This window comes from Sphingobacterium sp. JUb56 (assembly GCF_014191365.1).
GTDB classification, from domain to species: Bacteria; Bacteroidota; Bacteroidia; order Sphingobacteriales; family Sphingobacteriaceae; genus Sphingobacterium; species Sphingobacterium anhuiense.
Window position 1 is genome coordinate 971,454 of sequence record NZ_JACHWL010000002.1, and the last position, 22,600, is coordinate 994,053.

At 36.7% G+C, this 22,600-nt stretch carries 18 protein-coding genes and 1 tRNA gene; 7 read left to right on the forward strand and 12 right to left on the reverse strand.

What is annotated here, in order from left to right; translation table 11 throughout:
* The first annotated feature begins 88 nt into the window (after nucleotides 1-88).
* A complete protein-coding gene (locus FHR29_RS23555) occupies nucleotides 89-1,627 on the forward strand; it encodes an NAD(P)/FAD-dependent oxidoreductase (protein WP_183917568.1) in 1,539 nt (512 codons plus the stop codon).
* Nucleotides 1,628-1,691: 64 nt separating this feature from the next.
* Nucleotides 1,692-1,764 (forward strand) — tRNA-Gly (locus tag FHR29_RS23560).
* Between the two features lie 40 nt (nucleotides 1,765-1,804).
* On the opposite strand, the gene FHR29_RS23565 is transcribed toward FHR29_RS23560, so the two are convergent.
* Entirely contained in the window at nucleotides 1,805-3,040 is a 1,236-nt protein-coding gene (locus tag FHR29_RS23565) for an MFS transporter (RefSeq protein WP_183917570.1), read from the reverse strand.
* Nucleotides 3,041-3,221: 181 nt separating this feature from the next.
* Between FHR29_RS23565 and FHR29_RS23570 the strand changes: the two genes are divergently transcribed.
* The gene (locus FHR29_RS23570; RefSeq protein ID WP_183917572.1) at nucleotides 3,222-3,656 is read left to right on the forward strand and encodes a PH domain-containing protein; all 435 of its coding nucleotides are present in this window, start codon (nucleotides 3,222-3,224) and stop codon (nucleotides 3,654-3,656) included.
* On the opposite strand, the gene FHR29_RS23575 is transcribed toward FHR29_RS23570, so the two are convergent.
* From FHR29_RS23575 to FHR29_RS23595, 5 genes are all read right to left on the reverse strand, one after another.
* Nucleotides 3,657-4,382, reverse strand: a complete 726-nt coding sequence (locus tag FHR29_RS23575; protein WP_183917574.1) for a LytTR family DNA-binding domain-containing protein — start codon at nucleotides 4,380-4,382, stop codon at nucleotides 3,657-3,659.
* Between the two features lie 70 nt (nucleotides 4,383-4,452).
* On the reverse strand, nucleotides 4,453-5,775 hold the full coding sequence (locus FHR29_RS23580; RefSeq protein ID WP_183917576.1) for a RagB/SusD family nutrient uptake outer membrane protein: 1,323 nt from the start codon (nucleotides 5,773-5,775) through the stop codon (nucleotides 4,453-4,455).
* 10 nt (nucleotides 5,776-5,785) lie between these two features.
* Complete coding sequence (locus FHR29_RS23585) at nucleotides 5,786-9,130, reverse strand: SusC/RagA family TonB-linked outer membrane protein (protein WP_183917578.1); 3,345 nt, start codon at nucleotides 9,128-9,130, stop codon at nucleotides 5,786-5,788.
* A 24-nt stretch (nucleotides 9,131-9,154) separates the two neighbouring features.
* Nucleotides 9,155-11,770 (reverse strand): zinc-dependent metalloprotease, encoded by a 2,616-nt coding sequence (locus FHR29_RS23590; protein ID WP_183917580.1) that lies wholly within the window; start codon nucleotides 11,768-11,770, stop codon nucleotides 9,155-9,157.
* A gap of 159 nt (nucleotides 11,771-11,929) precedes the next feature.
* Nucleotides 11,930-13,267, reverse strand: a complete 1,338-nt coding sequence (locus tag FHR29_RS23595; protein ID WP_183917582.1) for a sensor histidine kinase — start codon at nucleotides 13,265-13,267, stop codon at nucleotides 11,930-11,932.
* 278 nt (nucleotides 13,268-13,545) lie between these two features.
* On the opposite strand from FHR29_RS23595, the gene FHR29_RS23600 reads away from it, so the two are divergent.
* Nucleotides 13,546-13,962 carry a PH domain-containing protein gene (locus tag FHR29_RS23600; RefSeq protein ID WP_183917584.1) on the forward strand — a complete coding sequence of 139 codons (417 nt, stop codon included), beginning with the start codon at nucleotides 13,546-13,548 and terminating at the stop codon, nucleotides 13,960-13,962.
* Nucleotides 13,963-14,026: 64 nt separating this feature from the next.
* Here the strand turns inward: FHR29_RS23600 and sufD are convergent, their stop codons facing one another.
* From sufD to sufB, 3 genes are all read right to left on the reverse strand, one after another.
* Nucleotides 14,027-15,325 (reverse strand): Fe-S cluster assembly protein SufD, encoded by a 1,299-nt coding sequence (gene sufD, locus FHR29_RS23605; RefSeq protein ID WP_132840862.1) that lies wholly within the window; start codon nucleotides 15,323-15,325, stop codon nucleotides 14,027-14,029.
* A gap of 58 nt (nucleotides 15,326-15,383) precedes the next feature.
* Nucleotides 15,384-16,142, reverse strand: coding sequence for a Fe-S cluster assembly ATPase SufC (gene sufC, locus FHR29_RS23610; RefSeq protein WP_021192429.1), 759 nt, complete (start codon nucleotides 16,140-16,142; stop codon nucleotides 15,384-15,386).
* Nucleotides 16,143-16,212: 70 nt separating this feature from the next.
* Entirely contained in the window at nucleotides 16,213-17,664 is a 1,452-nt protein-coding gene (gene sufB, locus FHR29_RS23615) for a Fe-S cluster assembly protein SufB (RefSeq protein WP_021192430.1), read from the reverse strand.
* 342 nt (nucleotides 17,665-18,006) lie between these two features.
* Between sufB and FHR29_RS23620 the strand changes: the two genes are divergently transcribed.
* Nucleotides 18,007-18,477, forward strand: a complete 471-nt coding sequence (locus FHR29_RS23620; protein ID WP_021192431.1) for an Lrp/AsnC family transcriptional regulator — start codon at nucleotides 18,007-18,009, stop codon at nucleotides 18,475-18,477.
* Between the two features lie 384 nt (nucleotides 18,478-18,861).
* The gene (locus tag FHR29_RS23625; RefSeq protein WP_132769449.1) at nucleotides 18,862-19,941 is read left to right on the forward strand and encodes a DUF6695 family protein; all 1,080 of its coding nucleotides are present in this window, start codon (nucleotides 18,862-18,864) and stop codon (nucleotides 19,939-19,941) included.
* Nucleotides 19,942-19,950: 9 nt separating this feature from the next.
* Here FHR29_RS23625 and ung read toward each other — a convergent pair whose 3' ends face one another.
* Nucleotides 19,951-20,625 carry a uracil-DNA glycosylase gene (gene ung, locus FHR29_RS23630; RefSeq protein ID WP_132840859.1) on the reverse strand — a complete coding sequence of 225 codons (675 nt, stop codon included), beginning with the start codon at nucleotides 20,623-20,625 and terminating at the stop codon, nucleotides 19,951-19,953.
* A gap of 113 nt (nucleotides 20,626-20,738) precedes the next feature.
* Between ung and FHR29_RS23635 the strand changes: the two genes are divergently transcribed.
* Complete coding sequence (locus FHR29_RS23635) at nucleotides 20,739-21,278, forward strand: lipopolysaccharide assembly protein LapB (RefSeq protein WP_021192435.1); 540 nt, start codon at nucleotides 20,739-20,741, stop codon at nucleotides 21,276-21,278.
* 32 nt (nucleotides 21,279-21,310) lie between these two features.
* Here FHR29_RS23635 and FHR29_RS23640 read toward each other — a convergent pair whose 3' ends face one another.
* Together FHR29_RS23640 and FHR29_RS23645 are read right to left on the reverse strand one after the other, a co-directional pair.
* Nucleotides 21,311-21,742, reverse strand: a complete 432-nt coding sequence (locus FHR29_RS23640; protein ID WP_183917586.1) for a hypothetical protein — start codon at nucleotides 21,740-21,742, stop codon at nucleotides 21,311-21,313.
* Nucleotides 21,743-21,929: 187 nt separating this feature from the next.
* A complete protein-coding gene (locus FHR29_RS23645; protein ID WP_021190063.1) occupies nucleotides 21,930-22,409 on the reverse strand; it encodes a DUF4293 domain-containing protein in 480 nt (159 codons plus the stop codon).
* Nucleotides 22,410-22,600: the final 191 nt, after the last annotated feature.

Genomic DNA, 22,600 nt, shown 5'->3' on the forward strand with positions numbered 1-22,600 from the left:
TTAGGCGTTAAGTATTTATAACTAAAAAAATACAGCAGTTATCCTTAACTTTGGGCTGTTTTTGGGATAAAAACCCAGCAAGAAATTTATGCAGAAAGAAATTGAACTGGCTATCGCTCCTGAAAGAATCGAGGACGATAATTATATTCTAATTCAAGGTTCTAAAGCCTTGAAAATAAATGGTGAGCGCATTAAAGGATTTAAAATTCGTAAGCGTTCTATTGATGCCCGTAGCCGACATGTCGTTTTTAGAGCGCGTATTATATTTTTTATCGACGAAGAGCCTATAAATGAAGTTTTTGAAACCCACTTTAAATCGGTCCATAACGCACAACCTGTGTTAATTATTGGTGCTGGTCCTGCAGGTTTATTTGCCGCGCTACAATGTTTGGAAAAAGGGCTTAAACCTATTATTGTTGAACGTGGTAAAGCTGTGCAGGATCGCCGTCGTGACCTTGCGAAGTTAAACCGCGAAGGTATTGTTGATGAAGACTCCAATTATTGTTTTGGTGAAGGTGGTGCCGGTACATATTCTGATGGAAAGCTATATACCCGCTCGGATAAACGTGGTGACGTTGAGAAAGTACTTCAACTTTTTGTTGCCCATGGTGCTAATGAAGATATTTTGGTCAATGCGCGCCCTCATATTGGAACGAACAAGTTACCTCATATTATTCAGGACATCCGAGAAACGATTATCGCCCATGGTGGCGAGGTTATTTTTGAACAACGTGTGGTTGATATCAATACTGAAAATAATCAGGTTACAGGTGTTACGCTTGCAGGCGGAAGACAATTGAAATCAAATCATGTCATTGTTGCTACAGGACACTCGGCACGTGATATTTTCGAACTCTTCCGTACTAAAAACTGGTTACTTGAGGCTAAAGCTTTTGCTCTGGGTGTTCGAATTGAGCATCCGCAGGAGATTATTGATCAAGCACAGTATCATTGTGAAGTCCGGAGCGAGCATCTTCCACCGGCTTATTATAGTCTTGTGGAACAGGTAAATGGCCGTGGGGTCTTTTCGTTCTGTATGTGCCCAGGTGGGGTCATTGCTCCTTGTTCTACTGCAGACAATGAAATCGTTGTGAATGGCTGGTCGCCATCGAAACGGAATAATCCGCACGCCAATTCGGGTACTGTTATCCAAATCAACCTGGAGGATGTTCCGGGATCGGAAAGCGATCCATTTGCTTTGTTGGATTTCCAACGTGAAATAGAAAAACGTGCTTTTGAAGCTGGTGGTGGAAAAATGGTGGCTCCTGCGCAACGGATGATTGATTTTGTTGAGGGGCGGATATCCAAAGATCTTCCGGAAAATTCTTATAAACCAGGTACGGTTTCTGCTGATTTAAGTCAGGTGTTACCAAAATTTGTGTACGAAGCATTACGCGGTGCATTGCCTATCTTCGGTAAAAAGATGAAAGGTTACTATACCAATGAGGCTATCCTTGTTGCTGTAGAATCCCGAACTTCTTCACCCGTCCGTATTCCCCGTGATAAGTTATCTTTACAACATCCTGAAATTAAAGGTCTTTACCCTTGTGCTGAAGGGGCAGGTTATGCTGGGGGTATTATTTCCGCTGCTATTGATGGTATGAACTGTGCCAATGCGATCAATTAAATTGATAAAATATTAAATTGGTCTTGCAAAAATTCAAATAAAGCCGTATTTTTGTAAGACCAACGCGAAAGTAGCTCAGTTGGTAGAGCACAACCTTGCCAAGGTTGGGGTCGCGAGTTCGAATCTCGTCTTTCGCTCAAAATAAAAAAGCTTCCAAAATTTGGAAGCTTTTTTATTTTATACTGTTTCGTTATGGGGCACTTTTTTTTCCAGTCGCATGACAGCTGGTGTAAAAAAGGACAATACGCCTACAATCATCATCAATAATCCTGCGATCACAAAAGCGTTGGCTACTCCAATTACATCTGCTATCATACCCGTAAAAAGCAATCCGATGACACTTGGCAGAATAGCAAGGCTAAAATAGAGCGAAAATACGCGACCTAACATTTGGGGTGCGACTTCTTCTTGTATGGTCGTCATAAAAGATGCTGAGAACAGCGACATGGATACACCGCCTATTCCAGTCACAATTACAAATGGAATGAACCAGGTGGATGGGAACCAACCTGAAAAAGCAAATGTCAATCCCAGTACAATATGCATGGTATTGATCATTATTATTTTCGAGAAGTTCACTTTAAATGCTCCCAATAATCCTCCTCCCATTAACATGCCTACTCCCCATATAATTTCAATCACACTCATCTCCCATTTTCCGCCATTAAAATGATCGATTGTCAAAAGTGGAAACATAATAGCGATCGGCATAACACAAAAAGTAGCGATCATGGCGTATAAAAACAATAGGCTCAAACCACGATTATGGTAGATGGCCTGCATACCTTGTTTCAGATCACTCCATGCCTGTCCAAAGGTTAATTTAGATTCAACCTTTAAATGAGGAATGGTAACAAAGAATAACGATACTATTGCAACTGCAGCACCTATAACATCGAGATAAAGCACTTGAGCTATTGAAAAATAAGTAATCGCCAATGTTCCTAATGCAGGCCCAGCAATACTACTGACGGACTGAAGCATCTGATTTATTCCAGATACACGTAGCAATTTATCTTCCGGAACCATCAGTGGTGCTATTGCCTGCATAGCTGGTGCATGAAAAGCGGCTCCAATGGAACGACAAGTTAGCAACAGATAGATCAACGATAGTCCTACTGCAGCCTCCTGCAGTACAAAAGTCATCATTAAGGTACATAAAGCAATAAATGCATCTGCGAAAATCATTACCTTTTTCCGGTCCCAGCGATCTATTAAAACACCTACAAAGGGTCCAATAAGTGCCTGTGGCAATAGGCCTGCAATACCTGCTAAAGCCAATACCTCGGCCGACTTATGCGTTAAACTCAACCAGACAATCACAGCAAAATTGACAGCAGAGCTCGTCAACAGTGACACAAATTGTCCAATCCAAATATACATATAGGTTTGAAACCAATTTTTCTTTTCCATAAAATAATAAAGTAAAATACAACCTTAAATGATGCGAAATATCATTTACTAAAAAACTATTTACTTGACTGAGCTAAAATCATCAAGGAATAAAATAAAACGTTGTATATAAAGCGACTTTCATAACGATGCAAATTTACAAAAATTTGCTAACTTTAAGATTAGCAACATCCTATAAATTATGAAAGTTTTCAGAAGAAGGCAAGACACTTTGATGGATGCCATGATCATTGGCCTTATTTTATCCATGATAATCATGATGATCGTTACACTTCGTACTGAACAAGCTACTTTTATAGAATTTGTGACTATAATAGGTCTCCCGACATTCTTCATGGCCATATTATTACTACCACGACCGAGGTATCCAATAGACAGTCAATATCTTACTTATCGATCGGGTATCTTTAGAGGAAAGATCGCCATAATGAAAATTTACAAAATAGAGGTTGGAAAGACTTTATGGGTGGGCTTCAAGCCCGCGGCAGCCCGTAAACGGCTGATCGTACATTATAATAAATATGAAGAAATATACATCAGTCCAGATGGTAATGATGATTTTTTGTATGAATTAATGCAATACAATCCTGCTATTAAAATCGTGCGACCTGCTTAATCAGCGGTCCAACCAAATCTGAAAATCGGATGATTTATCTTCACTCACGATAACCTCGATACCAGCTGGCAATGCTGGTTGTAACTGGATCCTTATGCGATTACGTGCTACTTTGAGCATATCGACAATGGCATCTATTTGGATAATGAATTTGCGATTGACCTGAAAAAAGAATGTTGGATCCAGGCGCGACACTAGCCCTGTTATGGTATCGTCGACAATAAACTGATCTCCATCTTTTGTGTAGCCGTACAATATTTTATCTTCAGCCATAAAATAGGCAATTTCTGTTGTCGGTATCGATTTTAACCGCATACCATACCGTACTAGAAAACGAGTTTTGTATTGAATCTCCTTGGTCTCCTGGACGATAAACGGAGCGACTTTATCAAGTGCTTGTTGAAACTCGTCGTCGTCATACGGCTTCAACAAATAGGCATAACCTTGATTTTGAAAAGCTTTTAAGGCGTAATCTTCAAACGCTGTTGTAAAAATAACAGGTGCCTGTACTTTGACTTGGTCAAATATTTCGAAACTCAATCCATCACCAAGCTGCACATCCATAAAAATGAGATCGACTTCATTTTTAAGCAACCAATCGGCAGCTTCACGCACTGTTGTTATAATCGTAGATTGAAATTTCGTAGCAATCAATTGGTCTAATTTCTCCAATAGACTTTCTGAGGCCCAATTTTCATCTTCTACGATTAATATCTTTTTAAACATGTGCTGAATTTAAAAAAAAATCCCCATTCTTTTGAGAATGGGGATCGGAATTTATGAAATTGCTCTAATTTTATAAATCTGGATTATTAGATATTGCTTCTTTCGGATAACGAATGACATAACGTGGGTCATTTTCATTTAACGTATAGTTCCTAGACTGATAGATATGTACAATCTCGGGTCTTGTCGTACGTTTTAAATCGTACCAACGCAATCCTTCCAAAGCAAGTTCGCGCGCACGCTCATCTAAGATAAAAGTAATCAGCTCTGCATTTGAAAGCGTAGCCAATTTAGCTTGAGCAGTTGCAAAAGCCGTTACGGTCAATCTATTTTTTAATAAGGTTGTTAAAGAAGCCATTGCTTGTTCTTTTTGACCTAATCGAGCAGCTGTTTCAGCTTTGATCAAATACAACTCTGCATTTCTAAAGGTCACATTAAAACGATTATTTCCACCTTTTTTAGATACAATATTATCATCCCATCTTTTTTCAAAATAACGTGCAAGGCGTAAGTCGCCCTTGTCGTATTTCGTCAACAATACTGGACTGATCAAAGTGGAACTTGATACACTGGATTTTCCCACTTCTTCCCAGGCCTGAATCATTTCTTTGGATTCAAAATCATTTGGCAATTTAGAATTTGCATCATTTAGGTTTTCTAGGTTTGCATTGATAGCTAAACCCCGATCTGCCGCTTGCGCTGCTAATTCCCATTCGCCACGATATAATCTTAAACGAGCTTCAAACGCATCATAAGCGCGACGACTGAATCTATACTTTACATTAGTTACTTGATCAGTCACTTGAAGTAAAACAGATGCTTCTTCCATATCGGCTAAAATTTGCTGGTACACTTTTTCTACAGTGGCAGGAGCAAACAATTGCTCTAAGTCTACTTTAATAGAAATGGGCACACCACGATCTTTTAATGCAGTTGCGACATTATAATTATCGGCATAGGTATTTAGCAATTCGAAGTGAGCATAAGCTCGTAATAAATACGCTTCCGCACGTATTTGCTTTACAGCATCTGTATCACCTGCTTTTTCTTTAGCCTCGGCAATGATGTGATTGGCATAGAAGATACTTTTATAGAATGTTTCCCAAGCCATTGGTTGTGTATTTCGATCAGGATTTTGATCATTCCATAAATAAAGATCTTTCAGAGTCGCTAAGTCAGTAGAAAATTCATCCAATAACAACTCTTCGGTACGTAAGGCTAAGAATGATTTATGCTCTGGATAAACTTTATAACCACTAAACATCAAAGCTCTAAAATCAGCTTCCGTAGTAGGAACTACTGTTCCTACTGGTTGTATATCTAAGTATTTATTGCAAGAAGCAGTTGTTAAACTTACAGCTAGCAATGCGATATATATTAAATTTTTTTTCATGGATTTTTAATTAAAATGATGCCGTTAAACCAAAAGCAAATGATTTGGAAATGGGTTGTGCATAATTATTACCATATGTCTCTGGATCGAAGTAACCTTTATAGTCTGAACCAAAAACGAACAAATTACGTCCTTCAATGTTAAAACGAATCTTTGATGCTTGAACTTTGCTGGAAAGCGATTTAGGCAACGTATATCCTAACCTTATGCTGTTGACACGTAAATAACTCATCTTTTTAGACCAGATATCTAAATACTTGAAAGAGTTTGAGGGATCATTTCCATCCATCCAACTATACGCCATCCAGCGATCATTCGCTTCAGCACTTGTCGAGCCTATTGCGATAAAGTCTTGCGAACCTGGAGTCAATGCTTGCAATACATCTCTCGTATAATTGGATCCGCGATCTATTATAGCTGGATTATAGCTTGGACTGCGACGCATCCATTGATCGATATTAAATACAACTGAAACTGCTAAATCAAAATTAGCATATCGGAACCGGTTGGTCATACCCCCTACAAATTTAGGGTCCATACTACCTCTGTATTTGAATTTTTCCTGATAATCATTATTTTTCATCGTAGAATTCACAAAAATACCTGGCGCTATGTCTGCGTAGGGATCGAAAAGTTGAAAGTAATCTTCATAAGATACAACAGCGCCTTGATCATTGTAAAATTGAGGTAATCCATCGGCATCCAAACCGGCTGTTTCAATTTCATACATGGCATTGATTGGGTAACCTGCGCGCGCATCTACATTGTATGCTGTCGGATTAGCCATCACGCGTTTTAATTTATTTCGGTTTTGAGCAATATTAAAATCCGTCGACCAAGTAAAACGATCTGTTACAATATTTTGACTACTGATCGATAATTCTATACCATCATTGTTAACAGAAGCCCAGTTACGTGATACATTCGGGAATCCATTTTCTAATGGTAATTGACTTGTTCCAACCAAATCTGTTGAAGTACGATTATAGTAATCTACCGTAAATTGTACTCTATTTCTTAGAATACCTAAATCAAATCCTGCGTTCCAAGACTGCGTACGTTCCCAACGTAATTTATCATTAGCGGGCATACCAACTACAATGCTTTCTTCGCTATTTCCAGGCAACATAGACCCAGTACTATAATCCCCAATAATAAATGGATAAGAATTACGATCAATATTTCCTTGTATACCATAAGATCCTCGGAATTTCAGATTTGAGATCCATTCCTGATCTTTCAAGAAATCTTCTTCTTTTGCATTCCATGATCCCGATAGTGACCAGATCGGCAAGAATCTGTACTTCGGATCGACCCCAAACATATTGGAACCGTCGTAACGGATACTACCATATACATTGTATTTACGATCATAACTATATGAAGCATTGGCGTAAAAAGATGCATAAGAAGATTCACCTATCGTTTTAGCATATTGCTGATACATTTTATTATTAGCAAAATTACTATTTGGGAACAAAATTGTTTGAGACGTTAAAGTTTTTGGATTGAAGCCAAAGCCACGTGCCATTGTACCTGTACTTTTTGATCTCCTTAGTTCTGTACCAGCCATAATTTCGATATCGTGGTGATCATTAAATTTGCGAGTGAACTGTGCAAAAGATTTCCAGTTGTATTGAAAAATACTGTTTTTATCATTTTGAATCGTACCACCGTCTGGAAGAAAATATTTTGTTGTTTTTGAGGCACTATCATAATAACGTGTTTGTGCTCTAAACTTTCTTGTGTTATAACTTTCTTTATCGGCAAACCTTTCCGTACCAGACTCTTCAAACTGCAAGCCCAATTCCGTACGTAAAGATAAAGACGGTAATAACTGATATGTCAAATTCGCAATTGCTTTTAAACTCTTATTGTTCAAATTATAGTTTGTATTTGTTCGTTCCTCAAGCGCATTGAAAGGAATATACGTATCTCTTTCGTACCCTACGATATCTGGATCATACACATAATTACCATGTGCGTCTCTTGGTGTCAAATATGGGTTAACTGTACGCGCGTATGTATTGGGATTCGTAAATGCGTCACGATCTTGAATGAAATTATTACGATCTGTAGATGATCCCAGTAGATTAATACCCGCCTTCAATTTATTACTGATTCTGAAGTTATTATTTAAAGTCAATGAATAACGACGCATACCAACACCTTTTGTAGTTGCTTGTTCATCATAAAATCCTCCTGACAAATAAAAATCATGTCCATCAGATCCACCGGATATTGCAGCTGTATATTGTTGATTCAAAGCTGTACGGTACAGTTCATCACCCCAATTATGATTCTGACTGCGTAATTGACTAATAGCAGCTTGGGTTGTTGTCGACAAACCACTCAAACCAAACTGACGATAGGTATCCAATTCATTATTCGCACTCAATAAACGCGCAATCGCACCTTGATTAGTACGATATGTCAAATCCGAACGATTGGCCATTCCTAATTCAAAATCAACCTTTTCTGATGCGTTCATCAGGTTGAGTTTTGTAAAATCAGGTTTCTGCGTAACGAAACTATTTGCGGATACGGAAACCTGCGTAGGTCCTTTCTTACCTTTTTTGGTTGTAATGACGATAACACCATTCGCTGCTCTAGCCCCATAAATTGAGGTTGCTGCGGCATCTTTTAATACGGTGATATCCGCAATATCATCTGGATTGATCCCTGCAATCGGTAAATTCGACAGATTATTCAAATTATCTTTATCAAAAGTATTTGGCAATGCTGTTCCTTCAATCGGTAAACCATCTATTACCCATAAAGGATCCTGTGTTCCGTTTAAAGATACAGTACCACGGATACGAATCTTTGGAGCACTGTTTGGCCCCCCGTTCAGGTTACTTAATTGTAAACCCGCTACCTGTCCTTCCAATAATTGATCAATACTAGACACACCTGTTTGCTTGATATCGTCTAATTTCACCTTGTTATAAGCTGTCGTGTTCTTGACCTTACTGATATTGGTATACCCTGTTACGATCACTTCTTCCAAAGCCTTATCTGTAGCTTCCAAAAAGATCGTATTGTATACCTTTGCTACCTGGACTTGCTTATTCTGGTATCCCACAAAGGACACTGTAAAATATTTAACGTCCGTCGGTACAGTTAGCGTAAAATTACCCGCGTTGTCAGTCACTGCTCCCAATGCAGATTGTTGTATTTGACCAACTACGCCCGTAGATTCCCCCACTGCTGTGCTTTCAATAAAAACGGTAGCACCTAATATCGGTGTTTGCGTTTTGCTATCCAACACTTTTCCCTTTAGGGTTATCGTTTCCTGTGCAAACGAAGTCAGTTGCACGCAAGAAAAGACGACAAAGAGTAAGAATTTGTTCATTTGTTTTTTATATATAGATTTTTGTTAATTATTCACATTTAACGAACTATTGATCCGCATTAACAGGTCCTGATAATGTGCCTGAGTGGTGAAATCTCCTGAAGACTGCGCTGTTTTTAACAACTTCTGAATCTGGATTAATTCCGCTCGCTTCACGGTCAGCATTTCAGATGTTCTGCTCATACCTGAAACATGGACATTGCGTAAATCATGTTCATCAGAATTAGTATGTGCTGTTGCATGTACCGGACAGAACGTTGGTTTAGCCGCTTTCATAAATTGATCTACAAAAGACAATTTTTTCGTATTCAACTTATCCATACTTTTATTATTGGTTACCAATAATATATCGATATAGTTCTGTTGCAACATACGGGCATCAATATCTAAATTTTGCTTTTTTAAAGTTTTTGCAAAGATCTCTTGACGTAATGTTTTCAGAAATTCTTCTACGCTCCACGCTTGAGCACGTCCGAAAAGTAGTTCCATCTCGGTCATGCGCAATAAGCGCTGATCTTGAAGTAAATTATATAATAAGCTGTATTGAAATTCTCTTTTTAATGTATAAGGAGCATATTCGAAAGAACCTACTGGACTATCTTTTAATGGAAATGTTTTTGTCATCAATTCTTTTCGGAACAACCATTCTGGCAAAGTAAAAACATTTTCTTTTAAGTAAGCTAATGCTTCTACTTGTTTCTGGCGCGGCACTGGTGCATATGCGTCTTTACCGTCACCTAAAACAGGGTTATTGAGATAGATACCACCAATATTATTGGAAACATGATCTGCATAAGCATACCATTGACCAATAACTGCCATATATAATTTACCTGCTTTATAGTAATCCTGACCTGAAGTAGTTGTCCAGTTAATGATCTGAGGCATGATACGTTTCAAATTTTTCAAACCATATGTACCAGCAAGCATGGCGTTGTCTCCTAAATCTTCTGACTGCGATCTTGGATCAACTGTATTTTTAGGGTCCTGTTGCTCTCCGTACCAATAATAAGGATTGTCCTGCTTCGACTCAATCTCTTTTTTTAGCAATGGAAGTTCTTCCCATGCTGTCTTGCTCGGGTACCAACGGTAAGCCCATGCAATTGCATATTTATCATATAGACCAATCACTGGTGTAATAGCCTGTACCTGATCTTCTGGTTGTGCCACATAATTAAAACGGGCATAATCCATGATGGATGTTGCTGTCCCCCCCATCTTTTGTGTAAAGGAAGCTGAACGCAATGAATCTACAGGGAAACTAAAAGATGATCCCATATTATGCTTCAATCCTAATGTATGACCGATCTCGTGTGATGATACAAAGCGGATGGCATGTGCCATTTTCTCATCAGAGAATATGTTACCGCGAACAGATGGATCGATCGTACCTGTCTGTACACGCATCCATGTATTTAGGGCAGTCATTACATTATGCCACCAGATTACATCTGCTTCTAAAATTTCACCGGTACGTGGATCTACAACTGATGGTCCCATCGCATTGGCTTGTGGAGAAGCTGCATAAGTGATGGCTGATGTATTTGCATCATCGATATCAAAGTCCATTCCTTTTGGAACTTCTTTTGCAATGATGGCATCTTTAAAGCCGGCCTCTTCAAAGGCTTTTTGCCAATCGTGTACTCCTTCAATAATTTGTTTACGCCATTGCTGTGGAGTAGCTGGATCAATGTAGAAAACTATTGGTTTCTTTGGAACAACCAGTTCGCCCGCTAAATAACGTTCCACATCTTCTTCGCGTGGCTCTAAACGCCAACGTGTTACCAGTTCTCTTTTCTCCATTTCTTGCTGCTTATCTGAAAAATACCAGCGAGGAGTAGTAAAATAACCTACCCTAGGATCTGAGAAACGGGGCTTCATTGCCTCTTTAGGCAATTCTAATATATTACTAGTGATGGTTAAACTGATTGGAATGGATTCATTTCCTTCGGTGACACGTGTAGATAATATGGAGCGAATCACAATGTTGTTATCAAATGATTTCATCTGATCGATCAATGATAATGCTGTTTTAGGAGCAGTACCTAATCCAATATTGGTAAATACATCGTTGAAACTTTTTTCAGTTCCATCAAATACTTTATTTATCTTGATAATTACTGACGATGAATCTTTATTATAGCCTTCAATTTTGAATGATTCAATAAACGATGCTGTAAAATTATCGGCGACTGAGCGTGCTATCGCATCTTCTTTAGGTACTTCTACCTGAGGTTTAATTTCACTTGCCCAAATCTCTTTACGTGCTTTTTTTAGGGAGAAACGTATTACTTTATTTTCATAATTCATGCCTTTATTTAAGCCAGCTTCATTCAAAGCTAAAGGCACAGAAGAGATTTTATTGATCAACAAAAAGTCTTTGTCCAGTTTCTCAACCGGTATTTCGAAAAAGAAATCTTTCTCTTTATTAATCACATTAAAAATTCCGCTATCAATTTTGGCATTTTTTAGAAACTTGTCGTAAACTAAAGCAGAATCCTTTTTTGTGGAATCAGCGACAACATCTTTCTTTTTACCTAAGCCTAGAGGACTGAGCAGCTGACAAGAATTGAGAATGAAAATAGAAAAGAAACCAAAGCTTGCTAATGCTGAATTTCTTTTGAAAGGCAGATTATTCATTTGTTTAAATTAAAATAGGACTCATAGATATAGGGTGGTGAAGATGCCAATATATTATGGTTCCAAAAAGCGAATCCGAGTGAAGGCGTGAATTTCAGGAGTGAATCCGCAGTTTTACTGGAAGAAATAGTCCAGTGCTCTAAAATTATTATTTTATCTTTATCGACTGTCAATATGGATGAATGGTAGATATACAGTAAAATCAGCATCATGATACTGGATTTCAAACCCTTGTACCTGGTAAAAATCGTAAACATGTGCTATCATTTTGGTTCCATAACCTGCGGCGTCCATATCCGGATTTTTGAACAATACAGTATTACGAACGACCAATCTTCCTTCCTGCTCTTCAATCGTAATTGATAATGGTTGCTCCTTACAAAGTTCATTGTGTTTGATGGCATTTTCAATTAAAATCTGCAAACTGAATTTCGGAATAAATAAAGATATGACCTCTGGAGTGACGTTGATTTTCAATGGACTTAAGGTATCTACAAAACGTATTTTTTGCATGAAAAAATATTCCTCTGCAAGTGCTAATTCTTCTCTTATCGTTGCTAGACCGGACTCATCACCACTTAAAAACTTCCGGTATACTTTTGCCATCTTCCCAACAAAAACTTTTGCTTGAGCCGGGTCTTTGCCAATTAATTGCTGTAGGGATCCCAAAGCATTAAACAGAAAATGTGGATCTACTTTCCGTTTCAAATTTTCAAAGCGAAGCAACGCATCTTCTTTTTGATATTCCAGATTTTTTAGCCGCAATCGCTTCGCCTTTCTATTTTGAATGTCAAGCAAAAACATAAAAAATAACATGGTAGCAATACCTATAGCACCTAGAAGGAATGTCTTGTTACTAATATCACGTACATCATCTTCTGTCAGCATCAATAGCACATTCACAAATAATCGATTATTTTCAAATGTTCCTTTGAATTTATATTCATCCAACAGAACTTCCATCAGAATATAGTCTGACATGACCAGATTATTTTTTACTGGATATTGCTTCCAGCTCTTTATTCTTTTTTTTCCTATTTGTTTTTCATCAGGATAAATCAAACATATTCCATTGGCATCATATACTTCAAAATATGCCCGGGTCCCTGGATTTCCAGCCCAAAAATAAGCGTTCAGTTTATGCAGATCTAGTGTCAGCTGAAGAACTCCCTCATCGGTTGGGACATAAACATGTAAATAAATCCCTTTTTCACTTTTAATAAATTTTGTTTTTCTGAAATCTTCTGGTAATGCTGTACTCTTAATCACGGGATCTATGGCCTTCGGATCGACATACCATTCTAGACTTTTTGAAAAATTAAGACCATCAGATCTCCAATACGTGTAGGCAATGAGAAACTGTCGCACACTGTCTTGATCAATCAGTTTATTCATAAATTTTTGCTGTCCTTCATCAGCGGCAAGCCCAATCAAATGGAAAACACGATCAAAATCATCGAATTCTTTTTGGACTAATTGTGATTTCTCAAATGACATCTCTTTTAAAATCCTCTTGTTTAAAGTGTGTAACCTGTGGTCAATGACTCGAAACATCAAGACGTAGATCGAAACTATTACAAATAGCGATAACCCTAAGATTATAAAACGGTTACGTTTAAAATAAAATGAAGTTATAAATTTATTCATCAACAAAAAGAAATTATTGCTTAAGAAGCTTAAAAATTATATATGTAGCATTTAGAAAAAAGCACCTACTTGTATTAAAATGAAAAATTCACTATATTACAAGTAACTGAACCAGAAAATACTTAATTATGAAGAGTTACAGCGCGAAAATTGGTAAAGGAGCCTACGTTTGGTTACTTAGCATCATCACCTTACTTACTTTCAATTACTATGAAAATATCAATAAAGGATTTTTTCTAGGTGCACTAATTTCAACTCTATTTCTCGGATTAATCTGGTACATTATTTTTATATTTCCGAAGTACCAGATTGCAGATCATTCTCTACTACTCAGTAATTTTCTAGAAAAAAAAACAATCTCTATTGATGACATTAGAAAAATTGAGCGAAACCAAATCAGAGGAATTTACCCCATTTTAAATCCTTACCAAAAGGGTTTAGTTATACATTTCAATAAATATGATGATGTTTTTATAAATCCACGTTCAACGGATTCATTTATTCGAGACTTATTAGAAATAAATCCAGATCTTGAAATTATTTAGAAATAAAAGCGTTTGAATTAGGGCTCAAACGCTTTTATTGTATTACAATAGATCGTATTATCTATTAACTGGATAAACTCTCTTCAACTAATTCTTCGACATATTGACGAACAACCTCATTCGAGAAACGAGTTGTTACATCAAATGCAAATGCATGTACTAATAAGATACGAGCGGCTTCTTCACCAATACCTCTAGCTCTTAGATAGAATAAGGCATCGTTATCAAATTGTCCAATCGTACATCCATGTGAACATTTCACATCATCAGCAAAAATTTCAAGTTGCGGCTTGGTATATACTGCAGATTTATCTGAAATCAACAAATTATTATTTTGTTGAAATGCATTTGTTTTTTGAGCATCCTCACGTACGAAAATCTTACCATTAAAAACAGCTGCAGATTCTCCCTGCGTAATATTTTTATACCATTCGTAAGATTCACAATGTGGTTTCATATGATCCACTTCTGTGTGGTTATCAACCAACTGTTTATCATCTGTCAAGTTGATACCGTATAAGTGGCTTTCTACATTTTCAGCGTCAAGACGTACGTTGATATTATTTCTTATAAAAGCTGCTCCAGGAAAATTACAGTTATAGTTATTGTATAAGCTATATTTCTCTTGATATACTTCAGTATGATTGAAATAATTACTCGCAGATTCCGCTACTTGCAAATAATAATGTTGCATTTTAGCGTTTTCTTTGACAATGATCTCTGACACTTTATTTTGAATGTTTTTAGCGGCACCAGCAACAGTCATATAAGACTCGATAATCTCTGCTTCAGCATTTGCTTCCAGCACGATTAAATTACGTGTCTGTGAAAAGAAATCTTCTGTACCTGTCGCAACATGGATAATATGGATCGGCTTAGCTAATATGGTATTTTTTGCAAGTGCAATAAAAACACCATTGGTATAACCAGCTGTATTTAATGCTACGAAAGGATTACTAGTTTTGTCTGCATGTTGTGCAAAATGTGCTTGAAAAGCAGGTTCTTCTACAGCATCCTCCATCGTTTTCACGATGAGGCCTTTTTCTTCTTCTAAAGAGGAGAATGACAGCATATATTGACCATTAACCAACACGATGCGGTGTGCATCCAGATTTGGAATTTCACCGGCACTAAAATCTAATCCTTCAATATCCACATCCGAGTTCAATACATATGATTGATCGATAAGCTTATGAATATTGGTATATTTCCATTCTTCGTCTTTCACCGTTGGAAAGCCAACTGCTGAGAAGCGATCAAAAGCTTGCTGACGTATTGCCGACAAAAAAGCAGGCTCTGCTACTTGCTCTTGAAAATTGCTCAACACTTGTTGAAGTAATGATTCTGAAACTAATGTATTCATTTTATATTTTAATCAAATCGCTAATTAACACCTCTATTCTTTCACAAGATTTGTGTAATTATGCGTTTTGTGCGTCTAATTCTTTTAACCAATCGTAACCTTTTTCTTCTAATTCTAAAGCTAATTCTTTAGGACCAGATTTTACAATACGTCCGTTGTATAATACGTGAACAACATCTGGCACGATATAATCTAAAAGACGTTGGTAATGCGTGATAACTACAAAAGCATTATCTTTAGAACGCAATTGATTAACACCATTTGCTACGATACGTAAAGCATCGATATCCAAACCTGAATCTGTTTCATCCAAAATAGATAATTTAGGATTTAACATGGCCAGCTGGAAGATCTCATTTCTTTTTTTCTCACCACCTGAGAATCCTTCATTCAATGAACGGTTAGCCAAGTTCGCAGAGAATTCTACCAACTGTTGCTTTTCTTTCACTGTTTTTAAGAATTCTTTTGCTTCCATTGGAGGCAGACCTTTATATGCACGAATATCGTTAACTGCTGTTTTCAAGAAGTTAATGTTCGATACTCCTGGTATTTCAATTGGATATTGGAAAGCTAAGAACAGCCCTTCACGAGCACGATCTTCTGGAGATAAATCCAATAGATCAACGTTGTCCAATAAAGCTTCACCTTCTGTCACTTCGTACGCATCACGACCAGCTAAAACATTTCCTAAAGTACTTTTACCAGCACCATTGGGACCCATGATTGCATGAATCTCACCTGCTTTTACTTCAAGATTTAAACCTTTTAAAATTTGTTTGCCGTCTACAGACGCGTGTAAATTTTTTATACTTAACATTTCTTTATTAGTATTGTGTATTGCGCATGGTACTTTCAACAAGTACTCTGGTTGCAACTATTTTTTTTATCTATCCTACTGAACCTTCTAACGAAATCGCCAACAACTTCTGTGCTTCAACAGCAAATTCCATCGGTAACTGGTTTAATACTTCCTTTGCGTAACCATTGACAATTAAGCCCACTGCCTTCTCCGAATCGATACCACGTTGATTTAGGTAAAAGACTTGATCTTCTCCTATTTTCGAAGTGGTAGCCTCATGTTCTAAAGTTGCTGTATTATTACGATTTTCGATATAAGGAAACGTATGTGCACCACAACGGTCTCCGATTAGTAAGGAGTCACATTGCGTAAAGTTTCTTGCGTTATCTGCATTTGGTCCGATTTTCACCAAACCTCTGTAACTGTTGTGGCTTTTTCCTGCAGAAATACCTTTAGAAATAATCTTTGATTTGGTGTTTTTTCCGATATGAATCATCTTGGTACCTGTATCTGCGACTTGCATATTACGTGTCATTGCTACCGAATAAAATTCACCAACTGAATTATCGCCTTTTAAGATGACACCGGGATATTTCCATGTAATTGCTGACCCAGTTTCTACTTGTGTCCAGGAAATTTTGCTATTATCACCTTTACAAATACCACGTTTTGTAACGAAGTTGAAGATACCACCTTTACCGTCTTTATCACCAGGATACCAGTTTTGAACGGTAGAATATTTTATTTCAGCGTCTTTTTCTGCAATTAATTCGACTACTGCTGCGTGCAATTGATTTTCATCGCGCATAGGAGCTGTACAACCTTCTAAATAGGAGACATACGCGCCTTCTTCAGCAACAATTAATGTACGTTCAAATTGACCTGTATTTTGTGCATTGATACGGAAATAAGTAGACAATTCCATTGGGCAACGAACGCCTTTCGGAATATACACGAAAGATCCATCAGAGAATACTGCTGAATTTAATGCGGCGTAAATATTATCTGTTTGAGGAACAACTGATCCTAAATATTTTTTAACCAATTCAGGGTGCTCTTGAACAGCTTCTCCAAAAGAACAAAAGATAACACCTTGTTCTTTTAATTTTTCACGGAAAGTTGTTTTCACAGATACTGAATCAAATACAGCATCTACGGCAACTACACCTGCCAAAATTTTCTGCTCGTCCAAAGGAATTCCAAGCTTAGCGAATGTAGACAATAACTCAGGGTCTACTTCATCTAAACTGTTTAATTGCGGTTTTGCCTTTGGCGCCGCATAATAGGAAATGCCTTGAAAATCAACCTCTGGTGTTTCGAAATTTTGCCATTTCGGCATTTTTAAGGTCTGAAAATGACGGAATGCTTTTAATCTCCATTCCAATAACCATTCAGGCTCGTTTTTCTTAGCTGAAATAAAACGCACGGTGTCTTCTGTAAGACCAATCGGCGCAAATTCCATTTCGATGTCTGTTGTGAACCCGTATTTATATTCTTCGAGCTCCAGCTCTTTTAGTAAATCGTCGTCTTTAGTACTCATAGTTCGCTCTCACGGTTTAAAAAATTGCATTCAGGTAAAACCCACAATCTTCTGAACGACAAAGTTACGATTTACATGCCAATAAAACGTTACTTTTAGTAGTTTAAGCGCCCATTTTGATAAAAAAAGTGACGAATGTCACTTTTTACGCACTCTAAGCTTAACAGGTACCTCTTTTTTTACAAACAAATGATTTACCATAACAAAAATCTATATCATGTTGTTGAAAATATTGTTTCTGATTATACAAAAAATTAAAAATCAAAAACACACTACAACACCAAATTAAATTTGGAACAATTGTGTATATTTACAGAATATCACCAATAAAAATAGTTGAATATGCCATTTTTGCCAGATAAAACAGATTTAAAAATCCTAAAATTATTACAGGAGAACGGTCGTATCACCAACCTGCAACTAGCTTCAAGCATCGGACTTTCGCCCGCTCCAACATTGGAACGAGTACGAAAACTTGAAAATTCAGGATTTATAAAGAGCTACCACGCATTTGTTGATGAAGAAAAATTAGGATTAGGAATTAAATCTTTCATACAAATATCGTTGGATTTTCATACCCACAATGCTATCCCAGAATTTGTAGCAGCAGTTAAAATGATTCCCGAAGTAACTGAATGTCATCACGTAACAGGAAGCTGTGATTTCATGCTTAAAGTATATGTTAAGGATATTAAAGCATATGAAGCTGTAATTATGGAAAAAATAGCTAAGATTCCGTTTGTAAAAACTTTCCAGACCATGATGATAATGTCCACAAGTAAAAAAGAACCTATTATTCCTTTGGAATATTAATGAATAAACACATTGTCCATTTTGCTTCCTGCTGATGGGCAATGTTCTTCATCGTATATATACATCCCTATTTTGGATTACTTCCTTTATGATCTGCCTTAGGGATTTTCACTTTAGCGAAAAATCTGCTGTCCCACTTAAAAATCGGCTCGATTTTAGCACCAGTTATTTTGCTTTCCATTCATTACTTGACAACTACTATAATTGACATACCATATTCTTTCTAATATACTTGACTGATAAAAGTAGATTAAGGTTACGTGTTGATAATGAATTTATCATAAATAAAAGTGTGAAAAAATAGTTATTCATAATTACTATTTTTCGCATGTGGTAGCATTAGAGAAGGCAATAAATTATATTTATTATCTTTACAATACAGTTATGACAGATAGTATTACACCATATCCTGATTTTGCACTTATTCTTTCTTGGCCAGATGCCACAATAAGAGGTGATGAAAAATGGATGATGTTTTTCAAAAAAATAGGGATCGTTAAGAATTTAAATTTTAAGGTTGGACATACTGGTGTTGTTATCATTTCCTCAAAAACAGGCGATTTGTTTTATTATGATTTTGGCAGATATATCTCTCCACGAGGTTATGGACGAACAAGATCAAAAGAGTCAGACCCTCTTTTATCAATCAGTATCAAAGCGACGTTCAAAAATGGGGAGATTTCAAACTTAGAGGCTATCGTTGCTCATTTTGAAAATATGAAACCTGCTATGCAGGGAAGTGGTGAACTTTTCTTCTCTATCGTCAAAGGACTTAACTTTGACCATGCAAAAGCATTTGCAGATAAATGGGTACAGAAAGGTTCCTATCCATACGGAGCAGTGGCAAAAGGAAACAATAACTGCTCTCGTTTCATTACACGGCTACTGTTTGCTTCTTCACGCCAATTTTGCTGGTCCCATCCGATTAATTTTCCGGAAACTATTAAAGCTAGTCCGATCAGCAATATTGTGAATTCTGCTGAGAACAAAATGATTTATCGTTATTCTCCAGAATATGGATTGCAGAATTTCAGAATGTCTCGCGTTCAATCACTCTTATTCTTAATTAAAAAGCTAAGTGAAAACGTATACAGCAAACAGGCTGCTTTACTCCCTGAAGACATCAGTATCGGAAGCATGTTATCTAAACATAAACCGCTTCATATCCCTGAGAGTTCTCAATATCTCGGTGGCGTTGGTGAAGGAGCCTGGTTTGATCTATCGTTGCTTAGAAACAATCAGTTGCTGATACAGCGGTTTACCATAATCGGCACTTTTGAATATGCGATTATCGGTGAGATTGAAGAAAGAATAACGTGTTTACAAGATCTAAAAATAACTTATGACAGCCATCTTCAAATGACACATGTGCTTTATAAGCAACGAAAAATCAAAATAAATCATCTCCATCATATTTCTACTCAAGAACTGCAATCGTTACTCGCGGAAGTTATGACTGCTTGAGATGGATAACTAGATCAATTTCCAGTCAATCGGTTTTTCTCCATGTTGCTGTAAGAAGACATTTGTCTGAGAAAAATGCCTGCATCCGAAAAACCCACGATAAACAGATAAAGGTGATGGATGTACTGCTGTCAAAACCAAATGTTTCTGAGCGTTTATTAGGCTCGCCTTTTTCTGTGCATATGCACCCCACAATAAAAAGACTACAGCTTCTTTATTTTCTGAAATTGCCTGAATAACCTGATCTGTGAACTTTTCCCAACCTTTTTTCTGATGTGACCCTGCTTGATGTGCATTGACTGTAAGTGTAGCATTCAATAATAAAACTCCCTGCTTGGCCCAATACGATAAATCTCCTGATTTCGGAATTTTAAAGTCTAAAATATCTGTTTCCAATTCTTTAAAAATATTCTTTAAGGATGGCGGTAATGCAATGCCCTCTGGAACCGAAAATGCCAGACCGTGAGCTTGACCATCGTTGTGATAGGGATCCTGTCCCAAAATCACTACTTTAAGCGAATCAAAAGTGGTTAATCGAAATGCATTGAATACTAGATCTTGCGGAGGAAATACTTGTCCATTATCTCTTGCTTGTTGCACAAAAAAAGATAGATCAACCATATAAGACTGACCTAAAAGTGGGCCTAAAATCGGTTCCCAAGATTTATCAAAACGTTTTCCCATATTCTAAATATACAATTTTACAAAATAACAACTAAAACAAGTTGCTTTAGCGCACAATTTAACGGATATTTGCAAAATTAAACTCGATATACATTTACATTAAATATAGACTTATGTCAAATCTTGTAAGAATTATTATTAGCAGTGTGCTATTAATCGGAACAGTTGCTTTATTTTGGATTGGCCAATGGGGATGGGGTATTTTAGGAATATTCTTAACAATAATCGGATTTGTAACAGTTTTCTTCCATGAATATATGTTATTGGCGCAATGGTTTCTTCGCAAGCAAGATATGCCAAAAGCTGAAAAATGGTTAAATAAAATCACAAACTATGAAAAGCAGTTAATTCCGGCTCAATATGGCTATTACAATATGTTAATCGGCCTGATCGAATCGCAACGTGCTCCTATGCAAGCTGAGAAATATTTCAAAAAGGCATTGACATTAGGTCTTCATATGGATCACAATATTGCACTAGCAAAACTTAGTTTAGCAGGTATCGCAATGGCAAAACGTAATAAGCGTGAGGCAGAGAAATATTTACAGGAAGCTAAAAAAGCAGATAAGAGTAAATTATTGGCCGATCAAATCAAAATGATGAAAGATCAAATGGGTATGATGGATCGCCAACAAATTCGATACAGCAGATAAATTATTAAATTTATATAGAAACGGCTGTTCAATTATAATTGAACAGCCGTTTCTATATAGTGACCTTCTTCTTCACTGTCTTCAAAGACAAGGATCAATTCTTTTGGTTTTTCTTTTCCCCAGTTTGCAACTTTTAGGGTCAACAATACAGGTTCATCCATTTTCATTAAATAGTTAATGTAGTTTTGCTTGTCCTCTAATTTTACCAGAATTTTCCCTAGACTTAACGTTCCAAATAGATATTTTCTCCCTTTTACATCAACCAATTGCGTACCATAAGTGTTTAATTTAAGTTCGCGTTCATTTCTGTTATAAGAGGTAAGAAAAAGTTCAACGGTTGCAGTCTTTAATTTAGCGTCAATTTGGGCACTTTTAACGTCAATTTGAATCTCATCTACTACTAATGGCTCCTTTTCTATCTTATCGGACTGTGCATACACAAATTGCCCGAATAACAGAAGCATGCATATGATAACGAAGTCTTTTATTATTATTTTCATTGAATACAATCTGTTTTTAACTGTAATCAAACTAACATGAGCATATTCACTACTATTTGTGAAGGATATGCAGATGCTGGTTTCATTTTAAATATTAAAAAAAGCTATGTACTGAATACATAGCTTTCTATATTAAATCTTGTTTTTCTTATTAACGTAATCGATCTGCAGACTTGATCAATTTTTCATCTTTACGAATTGCTCCTAATGCTAAGGATAGAAAAATAATGGATATCGGCAATAAAAAGAAGCCAACACCAATTGTCCCTGCTCCTAAAAACTGGTTTACCGTTACTAAATGACCACTTGCACTTGCATATAACCATATGCCTAATAAAATGATCAATACAATATTCAGAAGAATCAATTTTATCTGAGTTTTGCGATTCTTAAATTTGAAGATGGTATATAGGGGTAACAGGCCCACTATTACCGTTGCAATGATCTGTAAGATATAATAAAAACCAGTTTCATGTGTTGGCAAACCAGCCGACGTTCCATAAATACCTGTTACTTTTACATCTTTTCCAAGGCCTACAAGATCATTATAATGAACATATGGAAACAGAAATAAGCCAAACAAAACCAGTCCGGCTACCAGCAAATAAATGGTTTGAATACGTTGAATCATTTTTTATATAAATTGATTGATGACAAACTTAGATAAATTTGATTGCAAACACAATATATTTCCGATACAAACACCCTTTCGTAGCTGGAGATAAGATTGAAAATTGTCTTTGTTTGGGTTACAATCAAATGTGTTGCAATGTGATTATACTAGACTTAACGGTCACTTGTCTTATTATATTCGCGAACTGC